The following is a 24,666-nucleotide window of genomic DNA, read 5'->3' as shown; positions in this document are numbered from 1 at the left end:
ACCACCCTTTCATAGCCTATTCAGCCGTAAAAGGATGACAATTTCATTAAAAATAATTCTTAATTGGTGCAAAGCTTTTCCGATGGATGGGGCAAGGCCCATAAGTCTCTATTGCTTTAAGATGTTCCTTGGTCCCATAACCGACATTGCGGTCGAAGCCATAAGCTGGATATTGCTTAGCATAGTCACGCATGATTTGGTCACGATATTCTTTAGCGATAATGCTAGCAGCAGCGATTGCGCTTACCCGGTCATCCCCCTTAATGAGACTACTATGAGGGATATCTAGGGGAAGGTCGACAGCATCAATTAAAACATATTCTGCTTGCGGACTTAATTTCTTTATACTATTCATCATTGAGCGTTTGGTGGCATTTAAAATATTGTAGCGATCAATGGCCTCATTATCTTGGACATCAATAGCTATAGCGACACTATTCTCTTTAATCAAAGGAATTAAGTTTTGCCGTTGGGCTTGACTAAGTTGTTTAGAATCGCGCAAATCAAATAGGGGGCGCTTGGGTTTTAAAATGACTGCCGCAGTGACCACTGGCCCAGCTAAGGGACCACGTCCGACCTCATCTACACCGGCAATATATTGAAAGCCCTGAGCATGTAAGTCAGTTTCAATTTGGTTCATATAACGTATATGTTCTTGACGCTCTGACTCCTTAGTCAAACGGCGATCATACTGGCGTAAAGCCTTGATAACGCCCTGTCGCTGGTCTAATCGCCAGCTAGCCACTAAGTCGGTATCAATGGCTGATAGGTCCTGTTTCAAGTAGTCTTTGATCGCTTGTACGGTTAGCTTATCTTTAGTCATCAGCTGATCCTTCCTCAGCTTGTTCCAGTCGATAATCTTCATAACGATCAAGGGTCATTGGCGCAATTTTTCCACTACGAAGTTCACGAATTAGCCAGTCGCTAAAGCGCTCATAGTCATCTTTCATTCCCATTTTATTTGTCAATGACATCATTAATTCAGGATAAGGCGGTTGGGCTTCCTCTTCTGATAAATTAAAAAACTGACAAAAGTCTTCCATATAATAATCCATCATAAATTGCATGGCATAAAGAGCAATGTCATCACTATAGTAATGAGTATCTTTAATAGCTCCTGTCAGAGCGAGGTTCATCCCCACCAGTGGGTCTTCAAATTTAGGCCAGAGGATGCCAGGGGTATCCAATAAAGAAAAGTCTTTATCAATTTGTACCCATTGCTGTCCTTTGGTAACACCAGGGCGATTCCCTACTTTTGCTGATTTCTTATGAGTCAGTTGATTAATCAGGGTCGACTTACCCACGTTAGGAATCCCTAGTACCATTAAACGTATCGTTTTTTGTTTCATGCCCTTGTCTAGCCATTTTTTCCGCTCGCCACCAGTCACTTCCAAGAGGTAATGGCGGAGCTTCTTGATTTCTTTATTATTTTTACTATCGATAGCAATGGCATCGGTATCTTTGTTTCTTAAGTGATTTAGCCACAGTTTATTTTGAATAGGATCAGCTAAATCGGCTTTATTTAAGACAATTAAGCGCTTTTTATGTTGAATAATCTGATCAATTAAAGGATTTTTACTGGCTATAGGGATACGGGCATCACGAATTTCTACTACCCAATCCACACTCTTTAATTGTTCTTGAACTTGTCTTTTAGCCTTGGCCATGTGGCCAGGGAACCATTGTATTGTGCTCATTTTCTTCACCTTCCTCATAAGAAAAGGCAGCTACATCTTTGAAACTGCCTTCTCATCCATTCAATTATTCTATTACTCAATTCGACCGGCTTCATCAAAAGGCCAAATCCTCCAATTAACTTCTCCGTAAATGAGATCACCAGCTACTGGCCCAAAAGCACGGCTGTCCTTTGAAACTGGTCGATTATCTCCCATTACAAAATAGGAATCTTCGGGAACTTTTTCAATAGTAAAATTCTCAGTCACTAATTTCCCAGGATTTTCGGCTTTTAATTCATTGAGATAAGGCTCATCGTACGCTTGGTCATTAATATATAATTGATTATCACGATACTCCACCTTGTCTCCTGGCATACCTATAACTCTTTTGATATATTTATCCCCGCTATTATCCGGAGCATCTAATACAACGATATCAAAACGGTCCACATCCCCCAGGCGGCTAACGATGAGATGCTGGCCATCCTCGGTTGTGGGATTCATAGAGGCCCCTCTAACAGTAAATTGAAAACCGATGAAATGGCGAATCCCTAGATAGAGTAGGAGGGCAACCGCTACAATAATAATGATTTCTCCAATACCACTAAGAAATTTCTTCATTAATCTAAAACCTTCTTCTATTGTGCATGCTCAAGTAAATAGTCAACAGCTTTATCTTTTTGGGTATCGTGGGCTAAAATATAGTCTCTTAACACACGAGTTAAGGCTTGCGCAGTTTCATCATTCACTTGACCAGTTTTTTCAAGCTCATGATCTGCTTGGAAAGCCTTCAGGGCTATCTGAGTCTGTTCATCAAATTTTCCTTGTACTTGATCAGATTCCAGATAGCCTAATAAGGCAAGTTGCGCTTGGATATTTTTTATTTTATCAGATTCTTCCCCTAATTGGTAATTTTGACTGCCATCAACTAAGGAAAGTTCTGAATAATCAGGGAGTTTGGCTTCGATATTTGGGCTAATGCCTTGCTTATGGATCCAAGACCCATCAGGAGTTAACCAATGAGCATAAGTTATTTTTAATTGGTCCTTATCATCCAATTTGACCACTGTTTGGACGGTACCCTTACCAAAACTTTGACTGCCAATGACTGGAATATGGGCAGATTGCTGTAAGGCACCTGCTAGAATCTCAGAAGCACTTGCACTCCCCTTATCAATCAAGAGGACACTGGGTTCATCAATTTTAAAGTCCCCCATCTTGCTTTTATCGGCTTGAATCTTCTTCCGATTGCCCTGGCTATCTTCAATTTGAACAATAGTATCTCCGTCGGATAAGAAGTAATTTGAAATTTGAATTGCTGAACTGAGTAAGCCCCCAGGATTGCCACGAACATCGAAGATAAAGGATTTAACACCTTCCTCGCGCATGCTCTTAACCGTTTCCTGGACATCTTTAGCGGTAGGTTCAGAGAAAGAAGAAATTTGAATGAGACCAATTTCGGGATGGCCTTCAATTTGATGACTATAGACCGTTTGCAGGGGAATTTTTTCTCGGGTTAAGGTCATCTCTCGCTGTTTGCCAGCGCGTTCAATCACTAATTGGACCTGACTTCCCGCTTCTCCTCGGATCATATTAGCAGCTTCTTGGGCATTTTTTCCTTCCAAGGACTCACCATTAACACTTTTAATGATATCGTCGGTTTGTATGCCTGCCTTTTCAGCTGGACTGCCCTTAATGGGGCTAATAACCACAATTTGATTATCCCTTACTGTAATTTGCGCGCCAATACCTTCAAAATTAGCCTCAATGGCTTGGTCTAATTGAGAAGATTCATCGCCATGCAAGTAAGTCGTATAGGGGTCATCAACGGCTTCCGTCATTCCTTTTAAGGCACCATCAATTAATTTTTCTCGGTCAACGTCACCAATATAGCCTTCTGTAATTAATGAAAATGTTTTTTGTAGTTTATTAATTTCCTGGGTAGACATGGTATTTTGAGCGTGAATTTGCCAAGGTAATCGTCCTGTGGTCAGATAATTAGTGACAAAGAAAGTCACTAAAGCTGTTATAGCGATAGCTAATAAGGTTGATAAGAATCGCTTCCAAGATGGTTTAGTGCTAAATTGACCTTTAACGTTTAACTTATCAGGAATTTCTTCATGTTCTAGCACAATTTTCTCTTTTATTTCATGGTTTTCTTGACTTTTTGAAGTAGGGCCTGATTGACCATCTTCTGCTTTATTTATTTCATTATTATTATTGTCTTGGTTATCTGCTGGTTTTCTATTTTCATCCGTCATATTTTCACTTCCTAGTCATTAGTCATTGTTGAGATAAGCTTGCCACAATTCATCAAATAGAGAAACCCATTGAGAGTAGCGACTATTTAACTCAATGTAATTACTAATACTAGCAAAATCAGTAGCAGTTTTAGGGAAATCTCCATCAAGATAGATTAATTCAGCCAATTGGCTCTTAGGATCATGGTTAGTCCCACTGCTATTTCGATGTTTTTGGATATACTGATAAAATGGTTTCACTTTAATTATCCTCTCCCAACTGGTCTATCATTTGGCTAATTTTCTGTTCAGGAACTGCTAATTGTAAAGCAATTTGATCATTAGTCAAATCTATCGCCTCAACTTCAAATTGAATCCCCTCTTGAGCTAGTAATTCTTTTATTGAAATAATGATCGATTCTGATTCAGAATCGATCGCTAAAGGCAGGTCACTAGGAATAATCTGAGAAAGAATGGGTAAAAAGATATTTAAAGGAAGATCTAAGGATAGTATTGAGAAATTAACCACTTTCAAACTAAGATTGCCACTGGAGTGAACCTCAGGACGAGTAGTTAAGGTGTAAGGAATCGATTGGTTTAAAAGCTGAATTTTCCCTTTAATAACGATCACATCCTGATTATTTTCCAAAAGAAAAGGCAGGTCTTCTTGGTTGAGAAGACGGACCAAGTGGTCAACAGTCAGCGTCAGCTTTACTGGAACCATTGCCTGGTCAGAAGATTTGGGCTGATTCACCTGGTCCTGGTAGGTATTTGCTTGACTATTTTGATGAATATAAAAATAAGCAGAAGCAAATAAGAGCGCCAAAAAGGCAAGCAAGCTTAAAAATGCAATTTTCCATGGATTTCTTTGCTTCTTTTTATTCTCCACCGTAGAACCTCCCTAGTCTCATTTCTTTCTTTCCCAAAATTCAAACTGATAATGATATTTCGATTCGCTATTAAGATCTTGGTCAACAACCGCATAGCGTCTAAATTGGCTCAGATCAGGATTAAAGCTAGTATCCCCTTCAACATTTTCAGCGATATTAGTAATGCGAAGCTCGTCCAAATAAGGCCAGAACAAGCGGTAAATTTCTGCTCCTCCGATAACCATAACATCTTCTGCTTTAGCTAGCTCGATAATCTCATCCATCTGGTTAACGATTTGAACCTGATCCTTATTATCAGCCTTAACCCCCGGTAAGCTTTTCTTACGGGTCAAAATGTAATTTTTCCGCTCCTTTAGTGGGCGGTTTCCCATTGATTCAAAGGTTTTTCGGCCCATAACTACAGTCTTATGCAGGGTTTCTTGCTTAAAAAATTTCATATCTTCACTAATATGCCAAGGAAGTTGGTTATTTTTTCCTATGATACCATTAGCGGCATGGGCCCATATAGCTATTAACATGTTAGCCTCCTTTTATCCATTCATTTTCATTCAGACTAAATCTATACGGCCACTGGAGCCTTTATCGGTGCCTGAGGATGATAATTATTCAATACAATATCATCCTTTTCAAGGTCAAACATGGATTTGTCACTTTTAATTTCAAGCTGGGGTAATTGACCAGGTTGACGACTTAATTGTTCTTTTACTTGGTCGAAATGATTATTATAGATATGAACATCACCAAAAGTATGAACAAAGTCTCCGACTTCCAAGCCAACTTCACGAGCAATTAAATGGGTTAATAAAGCATAGGAAGTAATATTAAAAGGAACCCCTAAAAAGACATCGCCACTTCTTTGGTAGAGTTGGCAGGAAAGCTTGCCATCATTAACGTAAAATTGACTTAAGGTATGACAGGGAGGCAAGGCCATATTAGGGATATCTTCTGGATTCCAGGCGGATAAGATGATTCGACGGGAATCAGGGGTATTTTTAAGTTGCTCTAGAATATTCGCAATTTGATCGATAGAGCCCCCATCACGAGTCTCCCAATCCCGCCACTGTTTGCCATAGACATTACCTAATTCACCATATTTTTTAGCAAAATTCTCGTCATTAAGAATCCTTTGACAAAAGTCTTCTTTAACGTTCAAATATTTTGCTTTAAATTCTGGGTCCTTTTCTGCCCGCAAACCAAAATTAGTCATATCAGGCCCCTGATAGTCCTCACTATTGATCCAGTTTTCAAAGGCCCACTCATCCCAAATGTGGTTATTATTTTCTAATAGATAACGAATATTAGTGTCTCCTCTTAAAAACCAGAGAAGTTCACTCTTTATCAGTCCAAAGGCCACCTTTTTAGTCGTCAAAATAGGAAAACCTTCTCTTAGATCAAAACGCATTTGATAACCAAAAATTGAGCGCGTGCCAACACCTGTACGGTCGGACTTGTCATGTCCCCTTTCTAAAATGGTCTGTAACAAGTCTAAATATTGCTTCACTACTTTTCCCTCCAATAGTCATACTAAGGCTTTATAGTACCACAGAGTCTCCCCTAAAACTTCGTATCTTAACCTAAGGTTTCAGTTCACTCAGATAGTCCCAATATTCCATTTTTTCTAGCAAATCATTTTCTTTGCTTTCTTTTTCTTTTTGCAATTCAGATAACTTTCCGTAGTCAGATCCATTTGCCAGCATATCGTTATCTATTCTTTGGATATCACGCTCTAACTGGTCAATTTGACTCTCAATAACTTGCCAATCTTGCTTTTCTTTATAGGTCATTCTTTTCTTACTACTTTGACTAGTCTCAGAGGCATTACTTTTATGTGAATCTTCACTTTTTTGTCCTTGACTTTGTTTTGGAGAATGGCTAGATTTGTTTTTTTCCTTATACTCCCTCTCGTAGTCAGTAAAATTTCCAAAAAAAAGTTGGCAAGATTTGTCCTTATGAACAATTAATAATTTATCAACCGTTTTATCTAAAAAGTAGCGGTCATGGCTAACCGTCAACATGGCTCCTGGAAATTGAGCCAAGTAATCCTCTAAGACTGTTAAGGTATCAATATCTAAGTCGTTAGTGGGTTCGTCTAGGAATAAAACATTAGGCCGTTCCATTAATAAGCGCAATAGATACAAACGTTTCTTTTCCCCACCGGATAATTTAGCAATTAACTGTCCATGGCTTTCCCGATTAAATAAAAAAGTTTCTAACATTTGCGATGCTGACAGTTTACGTCCATCATCATAGACAATTTCTTCAGCGACTTCACTAATATAGTTAATTAGCCGCTTATCTTCTGGTAAATCAGTGGGCACTTGTTGAAAATAAGCTATCTTAACAGTAGGGCCAATGTCAATCTGACCGCTTAAAGGAGGGATGATTCCCGCAATGGTATTTAGTAAGCTGGTCTTACCGACACCATTTTCTCCAATAATACCGATGCGGTCGCGATTTTGGATTAAGAGGTCAATATCTTTAAGTAAAGGCTGGCGACCATCATAACCCACGCTCACATTCTTCAAAGAAATGACTTTTTTTCCTAGTCGTTCTTGATCAAAGTCTAGTTGAACGGACCCTTGAAGAGACCGGTGCTGATTTAAGTCCTCTTTAAGATCATTAAACCGATTAATACGGGCCTGCTGTTTGGTAGATCTGGCCTTAGCCCCTTGGCGCATCCAGGCCAACTCCTGCTTATACAATTTTTTTTGCTTCGCTTGATTAGCGGCTTCAACATCTAACTCAACAGCACGTTTGTTCAAGTAATCTTGATAATTTCCCTGGTATTCAGTCAGTTTCCCTCTATCTAAGGCAAATACCCGTTGGGCTACCGTATCTAAGAAGTAACGGTCATGAGTAACAATAACCACTGATTTTTTATAGTTATTTATATAATTTTCTAGCCACTTGACCATTTCAAAATCCATGTGGTTAGTCGGTTCATCCAATAATAAAAGATCAGGTTCATCGATCAGGACTTTGGCTAATCCCAACCGACGTTTTTGTCCTCCACTGAGATGTCCGACCTTTTGGTAGAGGTCATTGAGTTCCAACTTATTAAGGATGGTTTGAATATTAGTATCTAACTGCCACGCATCTAAACGATTCATTTCGCTCTCCCAATGTGAAAATTCCTTTTGTTTCTTTTCATCATTAGGATCTTGAGACAGAGCCTGTGTGGCTTGTTCATAGGCTTTAACTGTTTTGACTAAGGGACTATCTCCAGAATAAACCGCTTCAAAGAGGCTTTGCTGATCATCCAAATCCGGGTTTTGACTAACTAAACCGATGGAATAATCGTTACTATGTTCGATCGTTCCGCTATCCAGATGATCCTTACCGGCTAAAATTTTTAATAAGGTAGACTTCCCTGATCCATTGGGGCCGATCAAGGCAATATGGTCGCCTTCACGAATTAAAAAAGATACATCATCAAGTAACTGCTTGATGCCATAGGTTTTACTCCAATTTTTAGCTAAGTAATCTTGCAAAATAATCGCTCCTCTTTTAACTTCTGTTTCATTCTAGCACAACTCATTGACTTGGGCATAGTCAGCGAATTACTAGAAAAGTCCACTAATCTTTCCTTGATTATCAATGGACATCTTGAGAGCAGCTGGTTGCTTAGGTAAACCTGGCATGGTTAAAACATTACCCGTCAAAGCAACAATGAAGCCTGCCCCTAGCTTGGGAACTAACTCGCGAATATGCAGGGTGAATTTCTCTGGAGCGCCTAGCAATTTAGGATCATCACTCAGGGAATATTGAGTTTTTGCCATACATATCGGTAAATGATCCCAGCCGTTTTTCTTAATAGCCGCTAATTGTTTCTTAGCCTCTGCTGAATATTCAACACCCTCCCCGCCGTAAATTTTTTGATTAATTACTTGAATTTTTTCTTCAATACTCTTTTGATCAGCTTGATAAAGGGGGTGGAAGTGAGAATTTTGCTCTCCATCAATGGAGTCGATCACGGCTTGGCCAAGGTCAAGCGCCCCTTGGCCTCCTTTTTCCCAGACATCTGCCAAGTAAGAAGGCGTCTCCTCTTTTTGACAGAGCTCTTTTATCAGTTCAATCTCTTCATCAGTATCGTCCTTAAAGTGATTAATAGCTACTAAAACAGGGACTTGGTAGGATTTCATAATTTGAATATGTCGACCTAGGTTAGCGAAGCCTTTTCTAACTGCCTCGAGTCTATCCTCTAAAGCGGCATTTTTTTCCAAATCAGGATTGCCGTGATGTTTTAGAGCCCTTGCAGTAGCCACGATAACTACGGCGTCGGGAGATTTTTCTAAGATAGGAACCTTAATATCCATGAATTTTTCAGCACCTAAGTCAGCTCCAAAGCCAGCTTCAGTTATCACATAATCTGCTAAACGAAGAGCTGTATCGGTTGCAATCACTGAATTACAGCCGTGGGCAATATTAGCAAAAGGTCCTCCATGGATCAATGCTGGCGTATGTTCTAGAGTTTGCACTAAATTAGGTAAAATAGCATCCTTCATTAATAAGGCCATGGCACCAGAACAGCCTAAATCTTTTACTGTAATCGCTTCTTGGTCTCGAGTATAGCCAATCACAATTTTATCGAAGCGTTGACGTAATTCATCAAGATTTCTAGAAAGGCAAAGGATTGCCATAATCTCTGAGGCAACGGTAATATCAAAACCATCTTCGCGTACATAGCCATTACCAGGACTCCCCAGACCGACCACAATATGGCGTAGCACCCGGTCATTCATATCCATGACCCGCTTCCAAGTAATGCGTCGGCTATCGATGCCTAATTGGTTACCTTGTTGAATGTGGTTATCAATAATTGCTGATAGAAGATTATTTGCTTGGGTAATTGCGTGTAGATCACCGGTAAAATGTAAGTTAATATCTTCCATAGGCACAACTTGGGCATAGCCTCCACCAGCAGCGCCGCCTTTTAATCCCATTGTCGGTCCCAAGGAGGGTTCTCTTAGAGCAATCATGGCTTTTCTATCTAAGCGTCTTAGGGCATCGCCTAAGCCAATGGTCAAGGTCGATTTTCCCTCGCCTGCAGGGGTAGGATTAATCGATGTCACGAGAATTAACTTTCCCTTTTTATTATCTTTTAATTTTTCAAGGGCTTGATGGTTAATTTTAGCCTTGTCATGGCCATAAGGAATCAGATCTTCTTCGCTTAGGTTGACTGTTTGAGCAATCTCTTTAATAGGTAAAGACTTATTAGCTTGTGCAATTTCGATATCCGTTAACATGTTATAACCTCATTTCACTGCTTAATAGTTAAATTATACTATAGGAATTTAACTTGAGCCTTAAGAAAATAATTTTCTATTTTATAATTAAAAATTTAAGCTTTGACTATTTCTATCAGGGAATAGAGACCCTATTCTAGCTAGCGTATTAACCAAGAAAAATGGTGTCGACGAGGAGTTTTAATCCTCAATCAACACCAAAATTTCATATTCGGTTAAAGTTAGTCCGTATTGATAAGCTCATTCTCCTAATAACGTAACAAGGCATAAGTAGAGGTCTCTGTAACAGAGCTAGCAGGAACAACTGAAATCTCCCCACCATTGATAATGGTTTGATGGATTAATTCATCAATCAAACTCGCATAAGTCGACGACTCCCCATAGAATATTACTAGCTCAGCAATCCGCCCTTCTTTAGCGGCAAGCTGAATATCCTCAACTTCTTCCATAAGAAGAGAAGCTCCCCTAGCCTCTTCAATATTATCTTCTATGGCTTTAACATTGTCTTTGGCTAGTGGTGAAAGAGTCTCAGCTAAAAGCTCTTTAATTCTTTGGTGGTTTTCGCCGCTAATGGGCTGCTCAATCGCTGTATCCAAGTAAACCTTCGATGAAGATTCCTTTTTAAAGGCAGCAATATTCTCCTTGGTTCCAGCTAATAATATTTTTCTTTCCACTTCCTTAGCCAGTTTGTCAAATTCTTGATCTAGGTAGCTGAAATATTTATCACGATCTCTTTCGACTTGGGCTGATTTGCTTTGATTAGAATGAATAGACCCTTGACCCCTAGATGTCGTTTGCTTGTTTTCGGAATCATTATCATCATAAATATCGTAAAATGAACTTTTGATTTCGTCAATTTCAGTCGGTTCATAAGAATACTGGTCAGCTAAGTATAATTGGACTTGGTCTTTAGCAATATCGGCCAAAATCACATCAAAAGCTTCCTCATAGTAAGCTAATAAAGGAACCAAATGGAAATAATCTCCTACATAGGCGATTTCCTCTTGCTCTTGCCGTAATCTAAAGATCTCAATCAACTGATCACTAGCTAATATCACCAAGCCCTCTTTATTTTTTTGCCAAAAATCAACTTTTTCATCAATTAACTTGGCTAAGTGATCAAAAGTCCTTTGCCAATCTCCATCGGGATAATTAGTCTCTAATTGAGTCTTGACTTCATTGAGTAAATTTTCATAACGGATAGGATCTTGCTGATTTTCCGGAGCAGCTCGATGGGTTGGCATATACAATGAAATTTTCGGGCTCCCCTTTTCAGCATTGGCTTTAACTACACGATATAAACGTTTGTCGACAGTCATAGTAGTCTCCTTTCCCTTAAGCGCTTCTACTTCTATATCTACTATAAAATAAATATTGGCTTTTTACTAACGGAAAGGTTTACTTTAAAATAATCAAATGGTTAAAACTCAAAATTATATTGAATCAGTTGTTTAATAAGATGGAAATCTTTCTTAGACAATCTTTCGATGTATTGAATTTCTCTTCCACCCGCTTCAGTCACATCTAAAGAATACATTTGCTGGGTCATCACTTGACCTGTAGTTTGGTAACCCTTAAGTCTTAAATGAGTTTTAAGTTTCCTTTTTGTATTGGTTATCGGGCAGACAATGACAAAATGGGTGGCATAGTTGTAGTCATCGGAGGAAACGATTAAAGCTGGCCGGCGTTTTTGAATTTCGTGACCCTTGGAAGGGTTAAAATTAATCCAGACAATGTCTTTTTGCCGTGGTTGGTAGGCCATCAGTCCACCTCCTTATGATCGTAATCATCCCAGGCCTCTCCCAGGTAAAATTCCCCATCACAAGCATGACGATAAGGGTTATCTACCCGAGGGAGTAAAATAAAGCTATCTTCTTGGTCGTCATTTTCCTTTAAAGTCCATTGACTATATTCTTTAAATATTTCTTCATTTGGCAGCAGTAAAGCAGGCCCCTCTTCAGTGTGAATAATTTTTAAATCCAAAATTTAGCCTCCTCAAGTTTAATTCTTCATGTGAAAAAAGACCGCCCAAGCAGTCTTTTTTCTTTAACTCTATTTCTCATCATCCATATCCAAGATGGCCAGGAAGGCTTCCTGAGGCACTTCAACAGATCCTACTGCCTTCATGCGCTTCTTACCTTCTTTTTGTTTCTTCAACAGCTTCTGTCTTCTGGTGACGTCCCCACCGTATAACTTGGCAGTAACATCTTTTCGGTAAGCTTTGATCGTGGTACGGGCAATAATTTTATTGCCAATAGCTGCTTGAACAGGCACTTCAAACATTTGCCGGGGAATCACTTCTTTTAATTTTTCGGCTAGTTTACGCCCGCGATCATAGGCAAAATCACGGTGGACGATAGTACTCAAGGCGTCGACAGGTTCTCCGCTCAGTAAGATATCGAGTTTGACTAAATTGCTCTTTTGATAACCAATCAGTTGATAGTCAAGCGAAGCATAGCCCTTGGTGCCGGATTTTAGACGGTCAAAGAAGTCAAAAATCACTTCATTCAGGGGCATTTCATAAATAATGTTTACTCGAATATCATCCAGGTATTCCATGTTGATAAAATTCCCTCGCTTTTGTTGGGCAAGTTCCATGACATTTCCAACAAAATCCTTAGGTACCATAATTTCAGCACGGACGTAAGGCTCTTCAATCCAATCAATTTGGGTATTATCTGGCATTTCAGAAGGATTGGAGACTTCTACCATTTCCCCATCGGTTTTATAAACATGGTAAATAACCGATGGTGCAGTCATGATTAAATCAAGATTGAAATCACGTTCGAGTCGTTCTTGAGTAACATCCATATGGAGCATACCTAAGAAACCACACCGATAGCCAAAACCTAAAGCTTGAGAAGATTCCGGCTCAAAGGTTAGAGAGGCGTCATTTAATTGCAGCTTTTCTAAGGCTTCTCTAAGCGCAACATAATCAGCAGAATCTACCGGATATAGACCACTATATACCATAGGCATCATGGGACGATAACCAGGTAAAGCTTCTGCTGCAGGACGATCCGCTAAAGTCACAGTATCGCCCACCTTAGTATCTTGGATAGTCTTGATACTTGCAGTAATATAGCCAACATCCCCTGCCATTAAATAATCCCGACTAATGGGGTGAGGCGACATAATTCCTAGGTCAGTGACATCAAACTGCTTACCATTACTCATCAATTCAATGGTATCGCCAGGTTTTACTATGCCGTTTTCAATTCGCACACTCAAAACGACTCCCCGATAAGAATCATAGACGGAGTCGAAAATCAATGCCTGGAGAGGTGCTTCGATATCCCCTTGGGGAGCAGGTATTTTAGTTACAATTTGTTCCAGGATTTCCTCAATACCAATCCCAGTCTTAGCACTACACAAGACCGCCTCGCTGGCATCAATACCAATAATATCCTCAATTTCAGTTCTGACATATTCAGGATTAGCTGCAGGTAGATCGATCTTATTGATGACTGGCACTAACTCTAAATCATTATCCACTGCTAAATAAGCATTTGCCAAAGTTTGAGCTTCAATCCCCTGAGCCGCATCAACCACCAAAAGCGCCCCTTCACAGGCTTGCAGACTCCGTGATACTTCATAGGCAAAATCGACGTGTCCAGGAGTATCGATCAAATGGAAGATATATTCTTGGCCATCTTCTGCTTGGTACTCTAATTCAACGGCATTTAGTTTAATAGTGATGCCACGTTCTTGCTCTAAATCCATGGAATCTAGTAGTTGATCATGCATTTCCCGGTCAGAAACCGTCCCAGTTTTTTGCAAAATACGGTCAGCTAAGGTTGACTTACCGTGGTCAATATGGGCCACAATCGAAAAATTTCTAATGCGTTTCTGTCTTTCTTTTAAATCATTCATATCAATTGCTTTTGTCACTCGTTTGCTCACTTCCTTATCTAATCTATAAAGAGTTCACCCTTCATTATAACATATAGCCATCCAGAGATCAGATGATATCTAAAACAAAGCGTTAAAAAAGTTCTAGTAAAGCTAGAGCAAAAACCGTAACCTTCCTAGGCAGAAGATTACGGTTTTTAGATGACTAAAATCAGTTAAAAAGTTCAACCTCATTTGCTTATGAAAAGGCATCTTTAATTTTATCAAAGAAATTCTTCTCTTCTTCAGTGACATTATTCCCTGATGCCTTAGCATAGTCGCGAAGAGCTGCCTTTTGTTTGTCATTGAGATGTTTAGGTGTAATGATCTTAATATTGACCAATTGGTCTCCATTGCGGTCACGGTTTAATACTGGGGCGCCTTTGCCACGTAAACGGATGGTATCGCCACTTTGTGTACCAGCAGGAATTTTAAGGTTCACTTTGCCGTGAACGGTTGGAACCTCAACTTCATCACCCAGAGCAGCTTGGGCAAAGTTTAGAGGCAAGTCAATACTGATTTGCGACCCTTTTCTTTGGAAGATATTACTTTTAGCTACCCGGAAGACCACATAGAGGTCACCGGCTGGCCCCTTATTGTAGCCAGCTGAACCTTGTCCGGAAAGACGTATCGATTGCCCATCTTCTACACCGGCTGGAACCTTCACTTTAACCGTATGGGTCTTCTCTTCTCGACCGCTTCCTTGGCAATTAGTACATGGGTCTTCGATAATCTTACCTTCACCTTGACACTGGCTACAGGTGGTTTGACTAGCCATTTGTCCAAATGGGGTATTTCTTACTTGTTGAACTACCCCTTGGCCATTACAGGTTGGACAAGTTTTCTTGGACGTTCCCGGCTTAGCACCAGAGCCTTCACAAACCTGGCAAGCTTCTTCGCGTTTATAGGAAATGGTTTCTTCTTTACCAAAGATTGCTTCTTCAAAGCTTAAATCCATGGTGTATTGTAAGTCGTCCCCACGGCGAGGTGCAGTCCTAGACCGTTGACTAGCAGACGAGCCAAAGCCACCGAAGCCACCTTGACCACCAAAGAACTGATCAAAGATATCTTCAAAGCCAGAGAAACCTTGTCCTGAGTAAGATTGATAACTTCCATTGCCAAAGCCACCGAAGCCACCATTTGCACCAGCATGACCAAACTGATCGTATTGTTTTCGTTTGTTTTCATCACTTAAAACTTCATATGCTTCCGTTACTTCTTTATATTTTTCTTCAGCACCGGGATCATGGTTTAAGTCAGGATGGTATTTTTTTGCTAGTTTACGGTAAGCACGCTTGATATCTTTCTGGCTGGCGTCTTTACTGACACCTAAAATGTCATAGTAATCTCCTTTAGCCATATTTTACCCCCTTATCCTCGATACAATAGTTTGTCCCTGCCTTAAGACAGGGACAAGCCTACTATAGTCGATTATTTATCGTCATTTACTTCCTCGAAGTCACCTTCAACAGTACCATCATCATCATTATTATCTTGATTTTCACTTTGGCCTTCTGCTTGGTTAGCTTCGTAAAGTTTTACCGTTAATTGTTGAAGAACTTCCATTAATTCGTCCTTCTTAGCCTTCATCTCATCAGTATTTCCAGCTTCTTGAGCGGCCTTTAGTTCATCTTTTAATTGGTTGGCTTTATCAATATCTGCTTGATCCGCTTTACCTTCAACATCTTTAGTAGTTTTTTCAGTTTGATGGATGATTTGTTCAACTTCATTCTTCAATTCTGCTTCTTCTTTACGCTTGTTATCTTCTTCAGCGTTAGCTTCAGCATCTTTCATCATGCGGTCAATTTCTTCATCGGTTAAACCAGAATTGGATTGAATGGTAATCGCTTGTTCCTTACCGGTGCCTTTATCTGTGGCTGAAACATTAACGATCCCGTTTTTGTCAATATCAAATTTCACTTCAATTTGAGGGACACCACGAGGAGCTGGGTTAATATCAGTTAATTGGAAACGACCTAAAGTCTTGTTATCAGCAGCCATAGGACGTTCACCTTGTAAGACATGAATATCTACAGCAGGTTGGTTATCTGCAGCCGTTGAAAAGACTTGGGATTTAGAGGTTGGGATAGTCGTATTCCGATCAATTAATTTGGTGAAGACTCCACCCATGGTTTCAATACCTAAGGATAGTGGCGTAACATCGAGTAAGACAACGTCTTTAACGTCACCAGTAATCACACCACCTTGAATAGCAGCACCCATAGCAACCACTTCATCAGGGTTAACACCACGGTGTGGGTCTTGGCCAGTTAATTCTTTAACATGGTCAACCACTGCAGGAATACGAGTAGAACCACCAACTAAAATCACTTGGTCAATATCTGATTTGGATAAGTCAGCATCAGCTAAGGCTTGTTGAACAGGTTTAGTGGTCCGGTCAACTAAGTCATCAGTAAGTTCGTTGAATTTTGCCCGAGTTAAAGTTAATTCTAAGTGTAATGGACCACTTTCACCGGCAGAGATGAATGGTAAGCTGATTTGTGTAGAGGTAACTCCGGATAAATCTTTTTTCGCTTTTTCTGCAGCATCTTTTAGACGTTGCATAGCCATTTTGTCATTGGAAAGATCGATCCCATTATCCTTCTTAAATTCTTCAACTAAGTAATCCACAATGCGTTGGTCAAAGTCATCCCCACCTAATTTATTATCACCGGCAGTAGATAATACTTCAAAGACACCGTCACCGAGTTCTAAGACAGAAACGTCAAAGGTCCCGCCACCTAGGTCAAAGACTAGGATTTGTTCGTCTTTATCATCTTTGTCTAAACCATAAGCTAAAGCAGCTGCAGTAGGTTCGTTAACAATCCGTTCAACTTCTAAGCCGGCAATTTTACCAGCATCTTTGGTTGCTTGACGTTGGGCGTCATTAAAGTAAGCTGGAACAGTAATAACAGCTTTACTTACACTTTCTCCTAAGTAATCTTCAGCGTAGCCTTTTAGGTATTGTAAGATCATAGCAGAAATTTCTTCGGGGGTGTAATCTTTGTCATTGACATGAACCTTGTAACCGGATTCCCCCATATGACGTTTAATCGAAGCCACTGTATTTGGATTTGTCACCATTTGGCGTTTAGCGACTTCTCCTACTTGAATTTCGCCATCTTTAAAAGCTACTACAGAGGGTGAAGTACGATTGCCTTCTGGGTTAGTAATAATTACTGGTTCTCCACCTTCTAATACTGAAACGGCAGAATTTGTAGTTCCTAAGTCAATTCCTATAATTTTACTCATTATTTATTATCTCCTTTTTTATTATTGTGCAACGACTACCATAGCTGGTCTTAAGACACGGTCTTTGATGACATAGCCTTTTTGATAGACTTCAACTATAGTATCTGATTCTTGACCATCATTGGCAGGAACAGATGAAACAGATTGGTGGAAGTTAGGATCGAACTTTTCGCCTTTAGGATCAATCGCTTTAATTTCTTCATCATTAAAGGCACTTTGAATACTTTCCAATACCATTTCAATGCCGCGTTTCATACTGCGACTCGCTTCATCATCTGCTTCAATAGTCAAGGCCCGTTCTAAGTTATCAACTGCACCTAAGAGTTTTTCAGCTAAATGTTGGGAACGGTACTTCGCAGCATCTTGTCTTTCCTTATTATTTCTTCTTTGAATATTCTTAATTTCCGCAGATAAGCGAAGAATTTGATCATTTTTTTCTTCAAGTTCTTTCTTTATACTTTGAAGTTCACTATCTTTATCATTCTCATGGACTTCTTTATCTTCATCTGCGATTTTATTTTTCTCATCATCAGCCAGGTTTTCTGACTCATTATCCTTATCGACATCGGCTTTATTATTTTGATTTTGTTCCAAATCTTGAGCCTTGTTTTTATCCTGGACTGACTTTTCATCTTCATGTATATTTTCTGGGTCAACATCCTGATTGTTCTTATCATGAACTTTGCTCATCTGTTTACCCCTCCTCTTTATCATTTTTATAATATGAATCGATATAGTGATTGAGCTGTAGTCTCACACCTTGAAATAGTTGAGCCATACGCAGGTAAGACATATTTTCTGGGCCGAGAATAGCCACAGAAATCGTTTGTTGGTCATTATTACCACCAACAAAATTGGTAGCCATAATAGATAAATGATTGAGGCCATCAGCCTGCATATCCTTACCCACCTTCACTTGAATCCCTTGATCACCCGGATCAATGAGTGTATCTAATAAGTTAGGATTAGCAAATAGACGGTTTAAATTCTCTACCTGTTGATAAGCATCACTTTGATAGAGATGGTTATAAAGATTTGCCTTACCTTTAACAAAGACGCGTGAGGCATCCATTTTTTTAAGTAAATCTTCGATTATACTTCCTTCATAAAGTAAACGTCGAATTGATTCATCAAAATAGGACATATAGTTACTTTTAAGGCGTACAAGAACGCTAGGAAGACTTAAACCAATTAAATCACGGTTAATAATATTTGCCATATCCTCTAAAGCTTCCATAGATACACTGTCTGGCAAACGATAGATTTGCGTTTCCACTGTTCCTTCTTCTGTCACTAAGACAAGCATCACTTGCCGGCTAGTTACCGGTACAAAGCGAAAGCCAGCTAAATGATAATGGTAAGCGTCAGGTCCTAAAGAAATCGCCACATAGTTAGTTAGCTCAGCTAAAAGTTCAGTTGAGCGATTGACAATTTCATCTAAGGCCAAGTAAGGTGATTGAAATATTTCACTCACCTTTTCATTTTCCGCTTCACTTAATCCACTATCGATAATTCCACCGTTCTTGGGAAGAATATAATTAATGTAGAAACGATAGCCGGCTTCAGTGGGAACTCTTCCGGAAGAAGAGTGCATCTTTTTAATCAAATCAAGTTTTTCAAGTTTTGCCATATCATTTCTAATAGTTGCAGAACTTGCCTCAAGGCCAGTCAGTTTTAGAATCGATTTAGAGCCAATCGGTTCCTCACTTTGACTATAGGCGTCAATAATCGCTTTTAAAACAATAATCTGTCTTTTACTTAACATCTTATCACCTCTTTTAGCACTTGACAGCTCCTTCTGCTAACATACCTATATACTAACATGGTTAAGTGCATATGTCAATAAAAGTCAAACTGTTTTTCAAAGAATTTCCTAGTTATTCCAATTCCTATTTTGACCTTTAGCAAAACAATTTCATAGAAAAGTTAATAGATAGCCCTTACTTAGTAGTAACGCAGTGATGACTTACTAGCGACTCAACGTTTACCTTGGATCGGTCCCTAGCCTCATACAAAAATGACAAAATAAAAAAAGTTGGCAAAATTGACACCAACTTTTAGAGAATTTAATTTTGATAATTTTCATATTTTTGTAGACGACTTAGACAGTCACTTTTATCTTGATTCAACTGTTCCACCATAGCCTCTACACTGGAAAACTTCTTTTCACCTCGTAAATATTCGTACCAAAAGACCAGCATTTCTTCACCATAAATTTCTGACTCAAAATCAAACAAGTTAATTTCAATGGTCTTGTCATTATCATCACCAAAAGTGACATTATATCCAATGGAAGCCATCCCCCAGAATAGCTGATGGTTGATTTGACATTGAACCAAATAAACACCGACTTTGGGAATTAAAGTACTGACCTGGGTAAAGATATTAGCCGTTGGAAAGCCTAGGGTACGACCACGTTTAAAGCCATTAATGACTAAACCACGGAAGAAATAAGGATAGCCCAGAGCCTGGTTAGCTTCTTCCAGCGATCCCTCGGTCAGTTCCTTGCGAATATGTTTGGAAGCAATTTTATTATTATTTTCATTCAATACGGGGACTTCAATAATTTTGAAGCGATCTTCAGCATAGTCTGGTAAGTTTTTCATATTGGCTATGGCTTTAGCTCCATAGGTATAATCGAAGCCCGCAACAACTACCTTAGCATTTAAGCCAACCAGATAATTATCCACGAAAGCTTTAGGACTTTGATTAGAAAAAGCGCTGGTATAATCAACTAAGTAAACCCGGTCTACCCCAAATTTCTCAAGTAAAAGCATCTTTTCTTGATTTTGAGTCAGGTACTTCATTTGATTAGGGTGAAGGTTTTGATTAACAATTAAAGGTGAAATATTAAATGTCATCACAGCTAATGGAAGCTTGCGTTTGAAGGCTTCCTTCCTTGCAGCTTTAATCACTGCTTGATGGCCACGATGGACGCCATCAAAAAAACCCAAAGCTAAAACGATGCCCTCATTATTTTTAAGATTCTGGTCTATGGGATGATGAATGGTTATTACTTGCATAAGACACCTCATTGTTAAAGTCATCAGTTATATTAGCATTCTTAACGGTTTCATTTGTTCTTCATCACTGGGATGTTGTCCATAAATAGCTATAAGTCCTTGCTGGCCATAAAAAGCCACCGGCAATTGGTCTCGATGTTCTTCGGCCAAATTATTTTTGTTTAGAACTGCTCCATTGCTGACGAGTTTTTCTAATTGGCCACTAATCTCAATATGAGCTAAGTCTTGGATCAAAAAATCGATGGGAAAAATAAAATCATTTTTTCCTTGACTAATTTGATCTTCAATTTCAGATAAAGTAAAGCATTGTGATTGGGTAAAGGGACTAGAAGCTATGCGCGTAAGGTCGGTCATGGTCGCAGCAAAGCCTAATTTTTTCCCTAGATCAGATGCTAGGGTCCTCACATAGGTGCCCTTGCCACAGCGAACACGGAAATGAAAGGTTTGAAGTTGCTGGTCTTTGTCGTAAAGACAAGGCTCTACTAAGTCAAATTTATAAACTTGAACCTTTCTTTTAGGGCGCTCTACTTCTTCACCCTTGCGAGCATATTCATATAGCTTACGACCATTGACCTTGACAGCAGAATACATGGGAGGGACTTGAGTAATTGTGCCTAACATGCTATCCATAGCTTTTTGAATAAGCTGTCCATCGACAGCTTCTTTGACAGGTGTTTGACGAACAATTTCCCCGTCCAAATCTTCTGTTTCTGTTTGAAAGCCTAGGGTAATTTCTCCTTGATAGACCTTTTCCTTATCAGTGATCCAATTAGCCATTTTTGTCGCCTTATTCACACAAATTGGTAATACGCCGCTCACATTGGGATCCAAGGTACCGGTATGGCCCACCCGTCTGGTCTTTAACAATTTACGTAAGGCATTGACACAATCGTGACTAGTCATCCCTCTTTCCTTCCATAAAGGAATTATGCCATCCATGGCTTCACCTCCTATTATTTAATACTTACAAAATCTTCAATTAACTGACAGAAGTCATCTGCATATTTATCTGCCTTTACTGGACCTACTCCGCTAATATCAAGAAATTCCTGATAGTTCTTAGGCTTTATTTCCACCATATCAAGGAGACTCTGGTTATTAAAAATAATATAGGCAGGGACATTTTCTTCACTAGCTAAACTATAGCGTAATTCACGAAGTGCTTCAAATAATTCTTCATCTTCTGGCGATAAATGATCAGTCAGTGATTGAGCTTTCTGACTAATCTTCGTTTTATTTTCTGATCGAATATAGGCAGATTCTTTGATATAAAGGCACTTATTTCCTTTTAGAATTGGGAGCGCCTTTTCCGTAAGACTAAGTCCCTTATATTCATTAACCGCCAAGGCCCCTTCAGAAATTAATTGAGAAATAATATTCTTAATTGTTTGCACATTCATATCTTTTAATAAAGCGTAGGTTGATAATTGGTCAAAATGTTTGTCCTTAATTTTTTGAAGTTTTTTTCCTTTTAAGACATCTGTGACTAGGGTCATGCCATAAGGATAAGCCATTCTAACAATACAAGAGAGGATCATTTGTCCTTCTCGGCTGACATCAACCTTTTTGACTTGCTGCAAACAATTGGAGCAATTTTGGCAATGGTCAGGAGCTTCCTGACCGAAGTAGGCTAAAATGTGTTGTCTCAAGCAGGAAGAGGTCGTTGCATAATTAATCATATCATTTAAGCGACCTTCACTAGTGGGATCATTGCTTTGACTAATCAAAAATTTTGCGGTCAAGATATCCTTGGGGCTGTAGAGAAGAATAGCTCTAGCCGGCAAGCCGTCTCTGCCTGCCCGGCCTGCTTCTTGGTAGTAACTCTCTAAATTAGTGGGCAAGTTGTAATGGATCACCTGCCGAACATCAGGTTTATCAATTCCCATCCCAAAGGCATTGGTTGCCACAATAATATTAGTACGCTCATAGATGAAGTCATTTTGCGAAGCCATACGGTCTGCTGGACTCATTCCCGCATGATAAGCGCTCACCGGTAGGCCTTGGTCTCTTAACCATTCACTCAAACGGTCAACAGTTTTTCGAGAAGAAGCATAAATGATAGCTGCTTCTTCTTTATCTATTAAATCAATTACAGTCTTCTTCTTTGATTCTGGTTCCATAACCTCAAAGGTCAGATTGGGACGATCAAAGGAATTAATGAGGACATAGGGGTTCTCAAGAGCCAATTGATGAATAATATCCTCTTGAACCCGATTGGTAGCTGTGGCTGTAAAGGCAGAAACGACTGGCCGCTCACTTAATTGATCAATAAAAGTAGCAATTTCTCGGTAAGAGGCTCTAAAGTCGTGTCCCCATTGGGAAACACAGTGGGCTTCATCAATGGCTATTTGATCTAAGGGTAAGTCATTAGCTAATTGTAGAAAAGACTCGCTCTTTAATCTTTCTGGTGATACATAAATCAGCTTGACTTGTCCAGAGTTAATCCTATCCAGCACAGCAAAATAATCTTCACTGGATAGACTGGAGTTGAGATAAACACTATGAATACCATGCTCGTTAAGACTATCTACTTGGTCCTTCATTAATGATATTAAAGGAGAGATTACTAAAGTAATACCAGGTAAGATTAAAGCAGGTAATTGATAGCAAATTGATTTGCCCCCGCCAGTGGGTAGAATCCCCAAACTATCGCGACCAGTCAAAATACTCTCAATAAGTTCCTTTTGTCCAGGACGAAAAGTTTTATAGCCAAAATATTTTTCTAAATCTTGCTCAATCTGCATAAAGACCTCCCTCTCCATCACGTCCATTCATTATAACAAATTTTCAAGTAGCATAGGAATATTTCACGTTTTTGCTGCAAAGAAAAAAGACTAGAAGTACTAGGCCTTGTCTCTTGAACAAGTGAAGTAGCAATTTCTAGCCTTTATTGATTTAATGTTTAATTAGCTTTACTAGCTCTGCATAGATCAAGTGAGCCAATGATTAATACATTCCCGATCTGCCATCAGCGAAATTAATATAGATATTTTTCGCTTGGGTATAGGCATTGAGAATTATTTTATGGGTTTCTCGGCCAATACCTGAATCCTTATAGCCACCAAACGGTGCCCCGGCTTCAAAGCTATTATAGGTATTAATCCAAATTCGTCCTGTTCTTACTCCACGAGCTACCTTAAAGGCTGTGTCTAAGTTTTTAGTGAAAACACCGCCTGCTAAACCATAATCACTATCATTAGCAATACGGATGGCATCGTCGACATCTTTGAATTTAATCACAGTAGCAACGGGACCAAAGATTTCTTCTCGAGCCACCCGCATAGAATTATCTGCTAAGAGTAAAGTTGGTTGGAAATAATAGCCCTTTTCAAGGTCTCCTTCTGAAGCTGAATGGCCACCGGTTATAATTTCAGCTCCTTCATCTAAAGCCACTTGGATATATTCGCTCACCTTTTGATGTTGGGCTTGACTAGCTTGAGCGCCTAATTGGGTTTCTTTTTCCCAAGGTAAGCCAACTTTTACTTTCTTAAATTCTTCTTTCAAGCGACCGATAAATTCATCATAAATCGATTCTTGGACTAAAATACGCGAACCTGCTGAGCAGACTTCCCCTTGGTTGAAAAGAATTCCTAATTGAGCGCCCTCTAAGGCTTGTTCCATATCCATATCTTCAAAGAAAATATTGGCCGATTTTCCTCCTAATTCCAGGGTAGCTGGGATAAGATTTTCAGCGGCTGAAATCCCTACTTGACGGCCCACAGAGGTTGACCCAGTAAAGGCAATTTTATCAATATCTGGATGATGTTGAAGGTATTCCCCACTCTTTGAACCACTCCCAGTAATAATATTTAAAACGCCCTTGGGTAAGAGATCATTGATTAACTTAGCTAACTCTAAAATGCTTAGAGAAGTAGAAGAGGATGGTTTTAATACAATAGTATCCCCTGCTGCTAAGGCTGGCGCTATTTTCCAAGCTGCCATTAAAAAGGGAAAGTTCCAAGGGATAATCTGTCCGACAACACCAATCGGTTCCCGTAGGACCATGGATAAAGTATTGTCGTCAAGCATTTTAAAGTGATCTTCTTCGCTACGAATAACACTAGCAAAGTAACGAAAATGATCAGCCGCTAAAGGAATATCAGCTCCTTGGGTTTCTCGAATCGGCTTACCATTATCCATGGTTTCAATTAGAGCCAGACGCTCTTGGTTAGCTTCGATAAGATCAGCAATCTGATTAAGAATTTGGGCTCTTTCTTTGACATCCGTTCTTCCCCATTTAGGAAAGGCTCGGCGGGCAGCTACAACGGCTTGATTAACATCTTCCTCAGTGGCATCGGTAATTTCAGCTAATTTTTCGCCATTTGCCGGGCTATAATCTTCAATGGTCTCTTGACCACTGCCATTAGTCCATTCACCATTGATTAACAATTGATAACGCTTTTCAAGTTTAAGGTCTTTTATATCCATTGTTATCTCCCTTTCATTTC

At 39.4% G+C, this 24,666-nt stretch carries 22 protein-coding genes; all 22 read right to left on the bottom strand.

The genetic code is table 11. The annotated features are described in order from the left end of the window. Positions 1-46: 46 nt before the first annotated feature. Entirely contained in the window at positions 47-823 is a 777-nt protein-coding gene (locus tag AWM73_RS04330; RefSeq protein WP_060778236.1) for a ribonuclease HII, read from the bottom strand. Continuing rightward, the gene (gene ylqF / locus AWM73_RS04325) at positions 816-1,697 is read right to left on the bottom strand and encodes a ribosome biogenesis GTPase YlqF (RefSeq protein WP_060778235.1); all 882 of its coding nucleotides are present in this window, start codon (positions 1,695-1,697) and stop codon (positions 816-818) included. The genes AWM73_RS04330 and ylqF overlap by 8 nt, the downstream gene beginning before the upstream one ends. 72 nt (positions 1,698-1,769) lie before the next feature. Then, positions 1,770-2,297, bottom strand: a complete 528-nt coding sequence (lepB, locus tag AWM73_RS04320) for a signal peptidase I (protein WP_013669657.1) — start codon at positions 2,295-2,297, stop codon at positions 1,770-1,772. A 17-nt stretch (positions 2,298-2,314) separates the two neighbouring features. Beyond that, positions 2,315-3,937 (bottom strand): S41 family peptidase, encoded by a 1,623-nt coding sequence (locus AWM73_RS04315; RefSeq protein WP_230080674.1) that lies wholly within the window; start codon positions 3,935-3,937, stop codon positions 2,315-2,317. Between the two features lie 18 nt (positions 3,938-3,955). Further along, a complete protein-coding gene (locus tag AWM73_RS04310) occupies positions 3,956-4,177 on the bottom strand; it encodes a YozE family protein (protein ID WP_060778234.1) in 222 nt (73 codons plus the stop codon). Between the two features lies 1 nt (position 4,178). Then, the gene (locus AWM73_RS04305) at positions 4,179-4,805 is read right to left on the bottom strand and encodes a DUF2140 family protein (protein ID WP_060778233.1); all 627 of its coding nucleotides are present in this window, start codon (positions 4,803-4,805) and stop codon (positions 4,179-4,181) included. 18 nt (positions 4,806-4,823) lie between these two features. Beyond that, entirely contained in the window at positions 4,824-5,324 is a 501-nt protein-coding gene (locus tag AWM73_RS04300) for a dihydrofolate reductase (protein ID WP_060778232.1), read from the bottom strand. Positions 5,325-5,365: 41 nt separating this feature from the next. Next, the gene (locus tag AWM73_RS04295; protein ID WP_111818054.1) at positions 5,366-6,307 is read right to left on the bottom strand and encodes a thymidylate synthase; all 942 of its coding nucleotides are present in this window, start codon (positions 6,305-6,307) and stop codon (positions 5,366-5,368) included. Positions 6,308-6,380: 73 nt separating this feature from the next. Further along, positions 6,381-8,297: an ABC-F family ATP-binding cassette domain-containing protein gene (locus AWM73_RS04290; protein WP_060778230.1), complete on the bottom strand. Its 1,917-nt coding sequence runs from the start codon at positions 8,295-8,297 to the stop codon at positions 6,381-6,383. Positions 8,298-8,369: 72 nt separating this feature from the next. Continuing rightward, complete coding sequence (locus tag AWM73_RS04285) at positions 8,370-10,052, bottom strand: formate--tetrahydrofolate ligase (RefSeq protein ID WP_060778229.1); 1,683 nt, start codon at positions 10,050-10,052, stop codon at positions 8,370-8,372. 248 nt (positions 10,053-10,300) lie between these two features. Continuing rightward, a complete protein-coding gene (locus AWM73_RS04280; RefSeq protein WP_060778228.1) occupies positions 10,301-11,371 on the bottom strand; it encodes a baeRF3 domain-containing protein in 1,071 nt (356 codons plus the stop codon). A gap of 101 nt (positions 11,372-11,472) precedes the next feature. Continuing rightward, positions 11,473-11,814 carry a type II toxin-antitoxin system PemK/MazF family toxin gene (locus AWM73_RS04275; RefSeq protein WP_060778227.1) on the bottom strand — a complete coding sequence of 114 codons (342 nt, stop codon included), beginning with the start codon at positions 11,812-11,814 and terminating at the stop codon, positions 11,473-11,475. Then, positions 11,814-12,035 (bottom strand): type 2 periplasmic-binding domain-containing protein, encoded by a 222-nt coding sequence (locus AWM73_RS04270; protein ID WP_060778226.1) that lies wholly within the window; start codon positions 12,033-12,035, stop codon positions 11,814-11,816. The genes AWM73_RS04275 and AWM73_RS04270 overlap by 1 nt, the downstream gene beginning before the upstream one ends. 69 nt (positions 12,036-12,104) lie before the next feature. Beyond that, positions 12,105-13,925 carry a translation elongation factor 4 gene (gene lepA, locus AWM73_RS04265; protein WP_174519259.1) on the bottom strand — a complete coding sequence of 607 codons (1,821 nt, stop codon included), beginning with the start codon at positions 13,923-13,925 and terminating at the stop codon, positions 12,105-12,107. Between the two features lie 217 nt (positions 13,926-14,142). After that, positions 14,143-15,303 carry a molecular chaperone DnaJ gene (gene dnaJ / locus AWM73_RS04260; RefSeq protein ID WP_060778225.1) on the bottom strand — a complete coding sequence of 387 codons (1,161 nt, stop codon included), beginning with the start codon at positions 15,301-15,303 and terminating at the stop codon, positions 14,143-14,145. Positions 15,304-15,374: 71 nt separating this feature from the next. Further along, a complete protein-coding gene (gene dnaK, locus AWM73_RS04255; RefSeq protein WP_060778224.1) occupies positions 15,375-17,195 on the bottom strand; it encodes a molecular chaperone DnaK in 1,821 nt (606 codons plus the stop codon). A 21-nt stretch (positions 17,196-17,216) separates the two neighbouring features. Then, on the bottom strand, positions 17,217-17,885 hold the full coding sequence (gene grpE, locus AWM73_RS04250) for a nucleotide exchange factor GrpE (RefSeq protein WP_082702854.1): 669 nt from the start codon (positions 17,883-17,885) through the stop codon (positions 17,217-17,219). Positions 17,886-17,889: 4 nt separating this feature from the next. Continuing rightward, positions 17,890-18,960, bottom strand: coding sequence for a heat-inducible transcriptional repressor HrcA (gene hrcA / locus AWM73_RS04245; protein ID WP_060778223.1), 1,071 nt, complete (start codon positions 18,958-18,960; stop codon positions 17,890-17,892). A gap of 301 nt (positions 18,961-19,261) precedes the next feature. Further along, positions 19,262-20,218, bottom strand: coding sequence for a riboflavin biosynthesis protein RibF (gene ribF, locus AWM73_RS04240; protein WP_060778222.1), 957 nt, complete (start codon positions 20,216-20,218; stop codon positions 19,262-19,264). A 27-nt stretch (positions 20,219-20,245) separates the two neighbouring features. Continuing rightward, positions 20,246-21,157 (bottom strand): tRNA pseudouridine(55) synthase TruB, encoded by a 912-nt coding sequence (gene truB, locus AWM73_RS04235; RefSeq protein ID WP_060778221.1) that lies wholly within the window; start codon positions 21,155-21,157, stop codon positions 20,246-20,248. A 14-nt stretch (positions 21,158-21,171) separates the two neighbouring features. Continuing rightward, positions 21,172-22,962: a DNA helicase RecQ gene (gene recQ / locus AWM73_RS04230; protein ID WP_060778220.1), complete on the bottom strand. Its 1,791-nt coding sequence runs from the start codon at positions 22,960-22,962 to the stop codon at positions 21,172-21,174. A gap of 202 nt (positions 22,963-23,164) precedes the next feature. Next, positions 23,165-24,646 carry an aldehyde dehydrogenase family protein gene (locus AWM73_RS04225; protein WP_060778219.1) on the bottom strand — a complete coding sequence of 494 codons (1,482 nt, stop codon included), beginning with the start codon at positions 24,644-24,646 and terminating at the stop codon, positions 23,165-23,167. Between the last annotated feature and the right edge of the window lie 20 nt (positions 24,647-24,666).

Source organism: Aerococcus urinae (assembly GCF_001543175.1).
In the GTDB taxonomy this organism is placed as follows: Bacteria; Bacillota; Bacilli; order Lactobacillales; family Aerococcaceae; genus Aerococcus; species Aerococcus urinae.
The sequence above is the reverse complement of the archived record's forward strand: the minus strand, read 5'-3'. Positions and strand labels throughout refer to the sequence as shown.

Bases quoted from the DNA above. Each gene is read 5' to 3' on its own strand.
- AWM73_RS04285 (WP_060778229.1), bottom strand. From the start codon at position 10,052: ATGTTAACGGATATCGAAATTGCACAAGCTAATAAGTCTTTACCTATT.
- lepB (WP_013669657.1), bottom strand. From the start codon at position 2,297: ATGAAGAAATTTCTTAGTGGTATTGGAGAAATCATTATTATTGTAGCG.
- AWM73_RS04225 (WP_060778219.1), bottom strand. From the start codon at position 24,646: ATGGATATAAAAGACCTTAAACTTGAAAAGCGTTATCAATTGTTAATC.
- grpE (WP_082702854.1), bottom strand. From the start codon at position 17,885: ATGAGCAAAGTTCATGATAAGAACAATCAGGATGTTGACCCAGAAAAT.
- lepA (WP_174519259.1), bottom strand. From the start codon at position 13,925: ATGAATGATTTAAAAGAAAGACAGAAACGCATTAGAAATTTTTCGATT.
- AWM73_RS04300 (WP_060778232.1), bottom strand. From the start codon at position 5,324: ATGTTAATAGCTATATGGGCCCATGCCGCTAATGGTATCATAGGAAAA.
- AWM73_RS04330 (WP_060778236.1), bottom strand. From the start codon at position 823: ATGACTAAAGATAAGCTAACCGTACAAGCGATCAAAGACTACTTGAAA.
- ribF (WP_060778222.1), bottom strand. From the start codon at position 20,218: ATGCAAGTAATAACCATTCATCATCCCATAGACCAGAATCTTAAAAAT.
- dnaJ (WP_060778225.1), bottom strand. From the start codon at position 15,303: ATGGCTAAAGGAGATTACTATGACATTTTAGGTGTCAGTAAAGACGCC.
- hrcA (WP_060778223.1), bottom strand. From the start codon at position 18,960: ATGTTAAGTAAAAGACAGATTATTGTTTTAAAAGCGATTATTGACGCC.
- truB (WP_060778221.1), bottom strand. From the start codon at position 21,157: ATGGATGGCATAATTCCTTTATGGAAGGAAAGAGGGATGACTAGTCAC.
- dnaK (WP_060778224.1), bottom strand. From the start codon at position 17,195: ATGAGTAAAATTATAGGAATTGACTTAGGAACTACAAATTCTGCCGTT.
- ylqF (WP_060778235.1), bottom strand. From the start codon at position 1,697: ATGAGCACAATACAATGGTTCCCTGGCCACATGGCCAAGGCTAAAAGA.
- recQ (WP_060778220.1), bottom strand. From the start codon at position 22,962: ATGCAGATTGAGCAAGATTTAGAAAAATATTTTGGCTATAAAACTTTT.
- AWM73_RS04275 (WP_060778227.1), bottom strand. From the start codon at position 11,814: ATGGCCTACCAACCACGGCAAAAAGACATTGTCTGGATTAATTTTAAC.
- AWM73_RS04315 (WP_230080674.1), bottom strand. From the start codon at position 3,937: ATGACGGATGAAAATAGAAAACCAGCAGATAACCAAGACAATAATAAT.
- AWM73_RS04280 (WP_060778228.1), bottom strand. From the start codon at position 11,371: ATGACTGTCGACAAACGTTTATATCGTGTAGTTAAAGCCAATGCTGAA.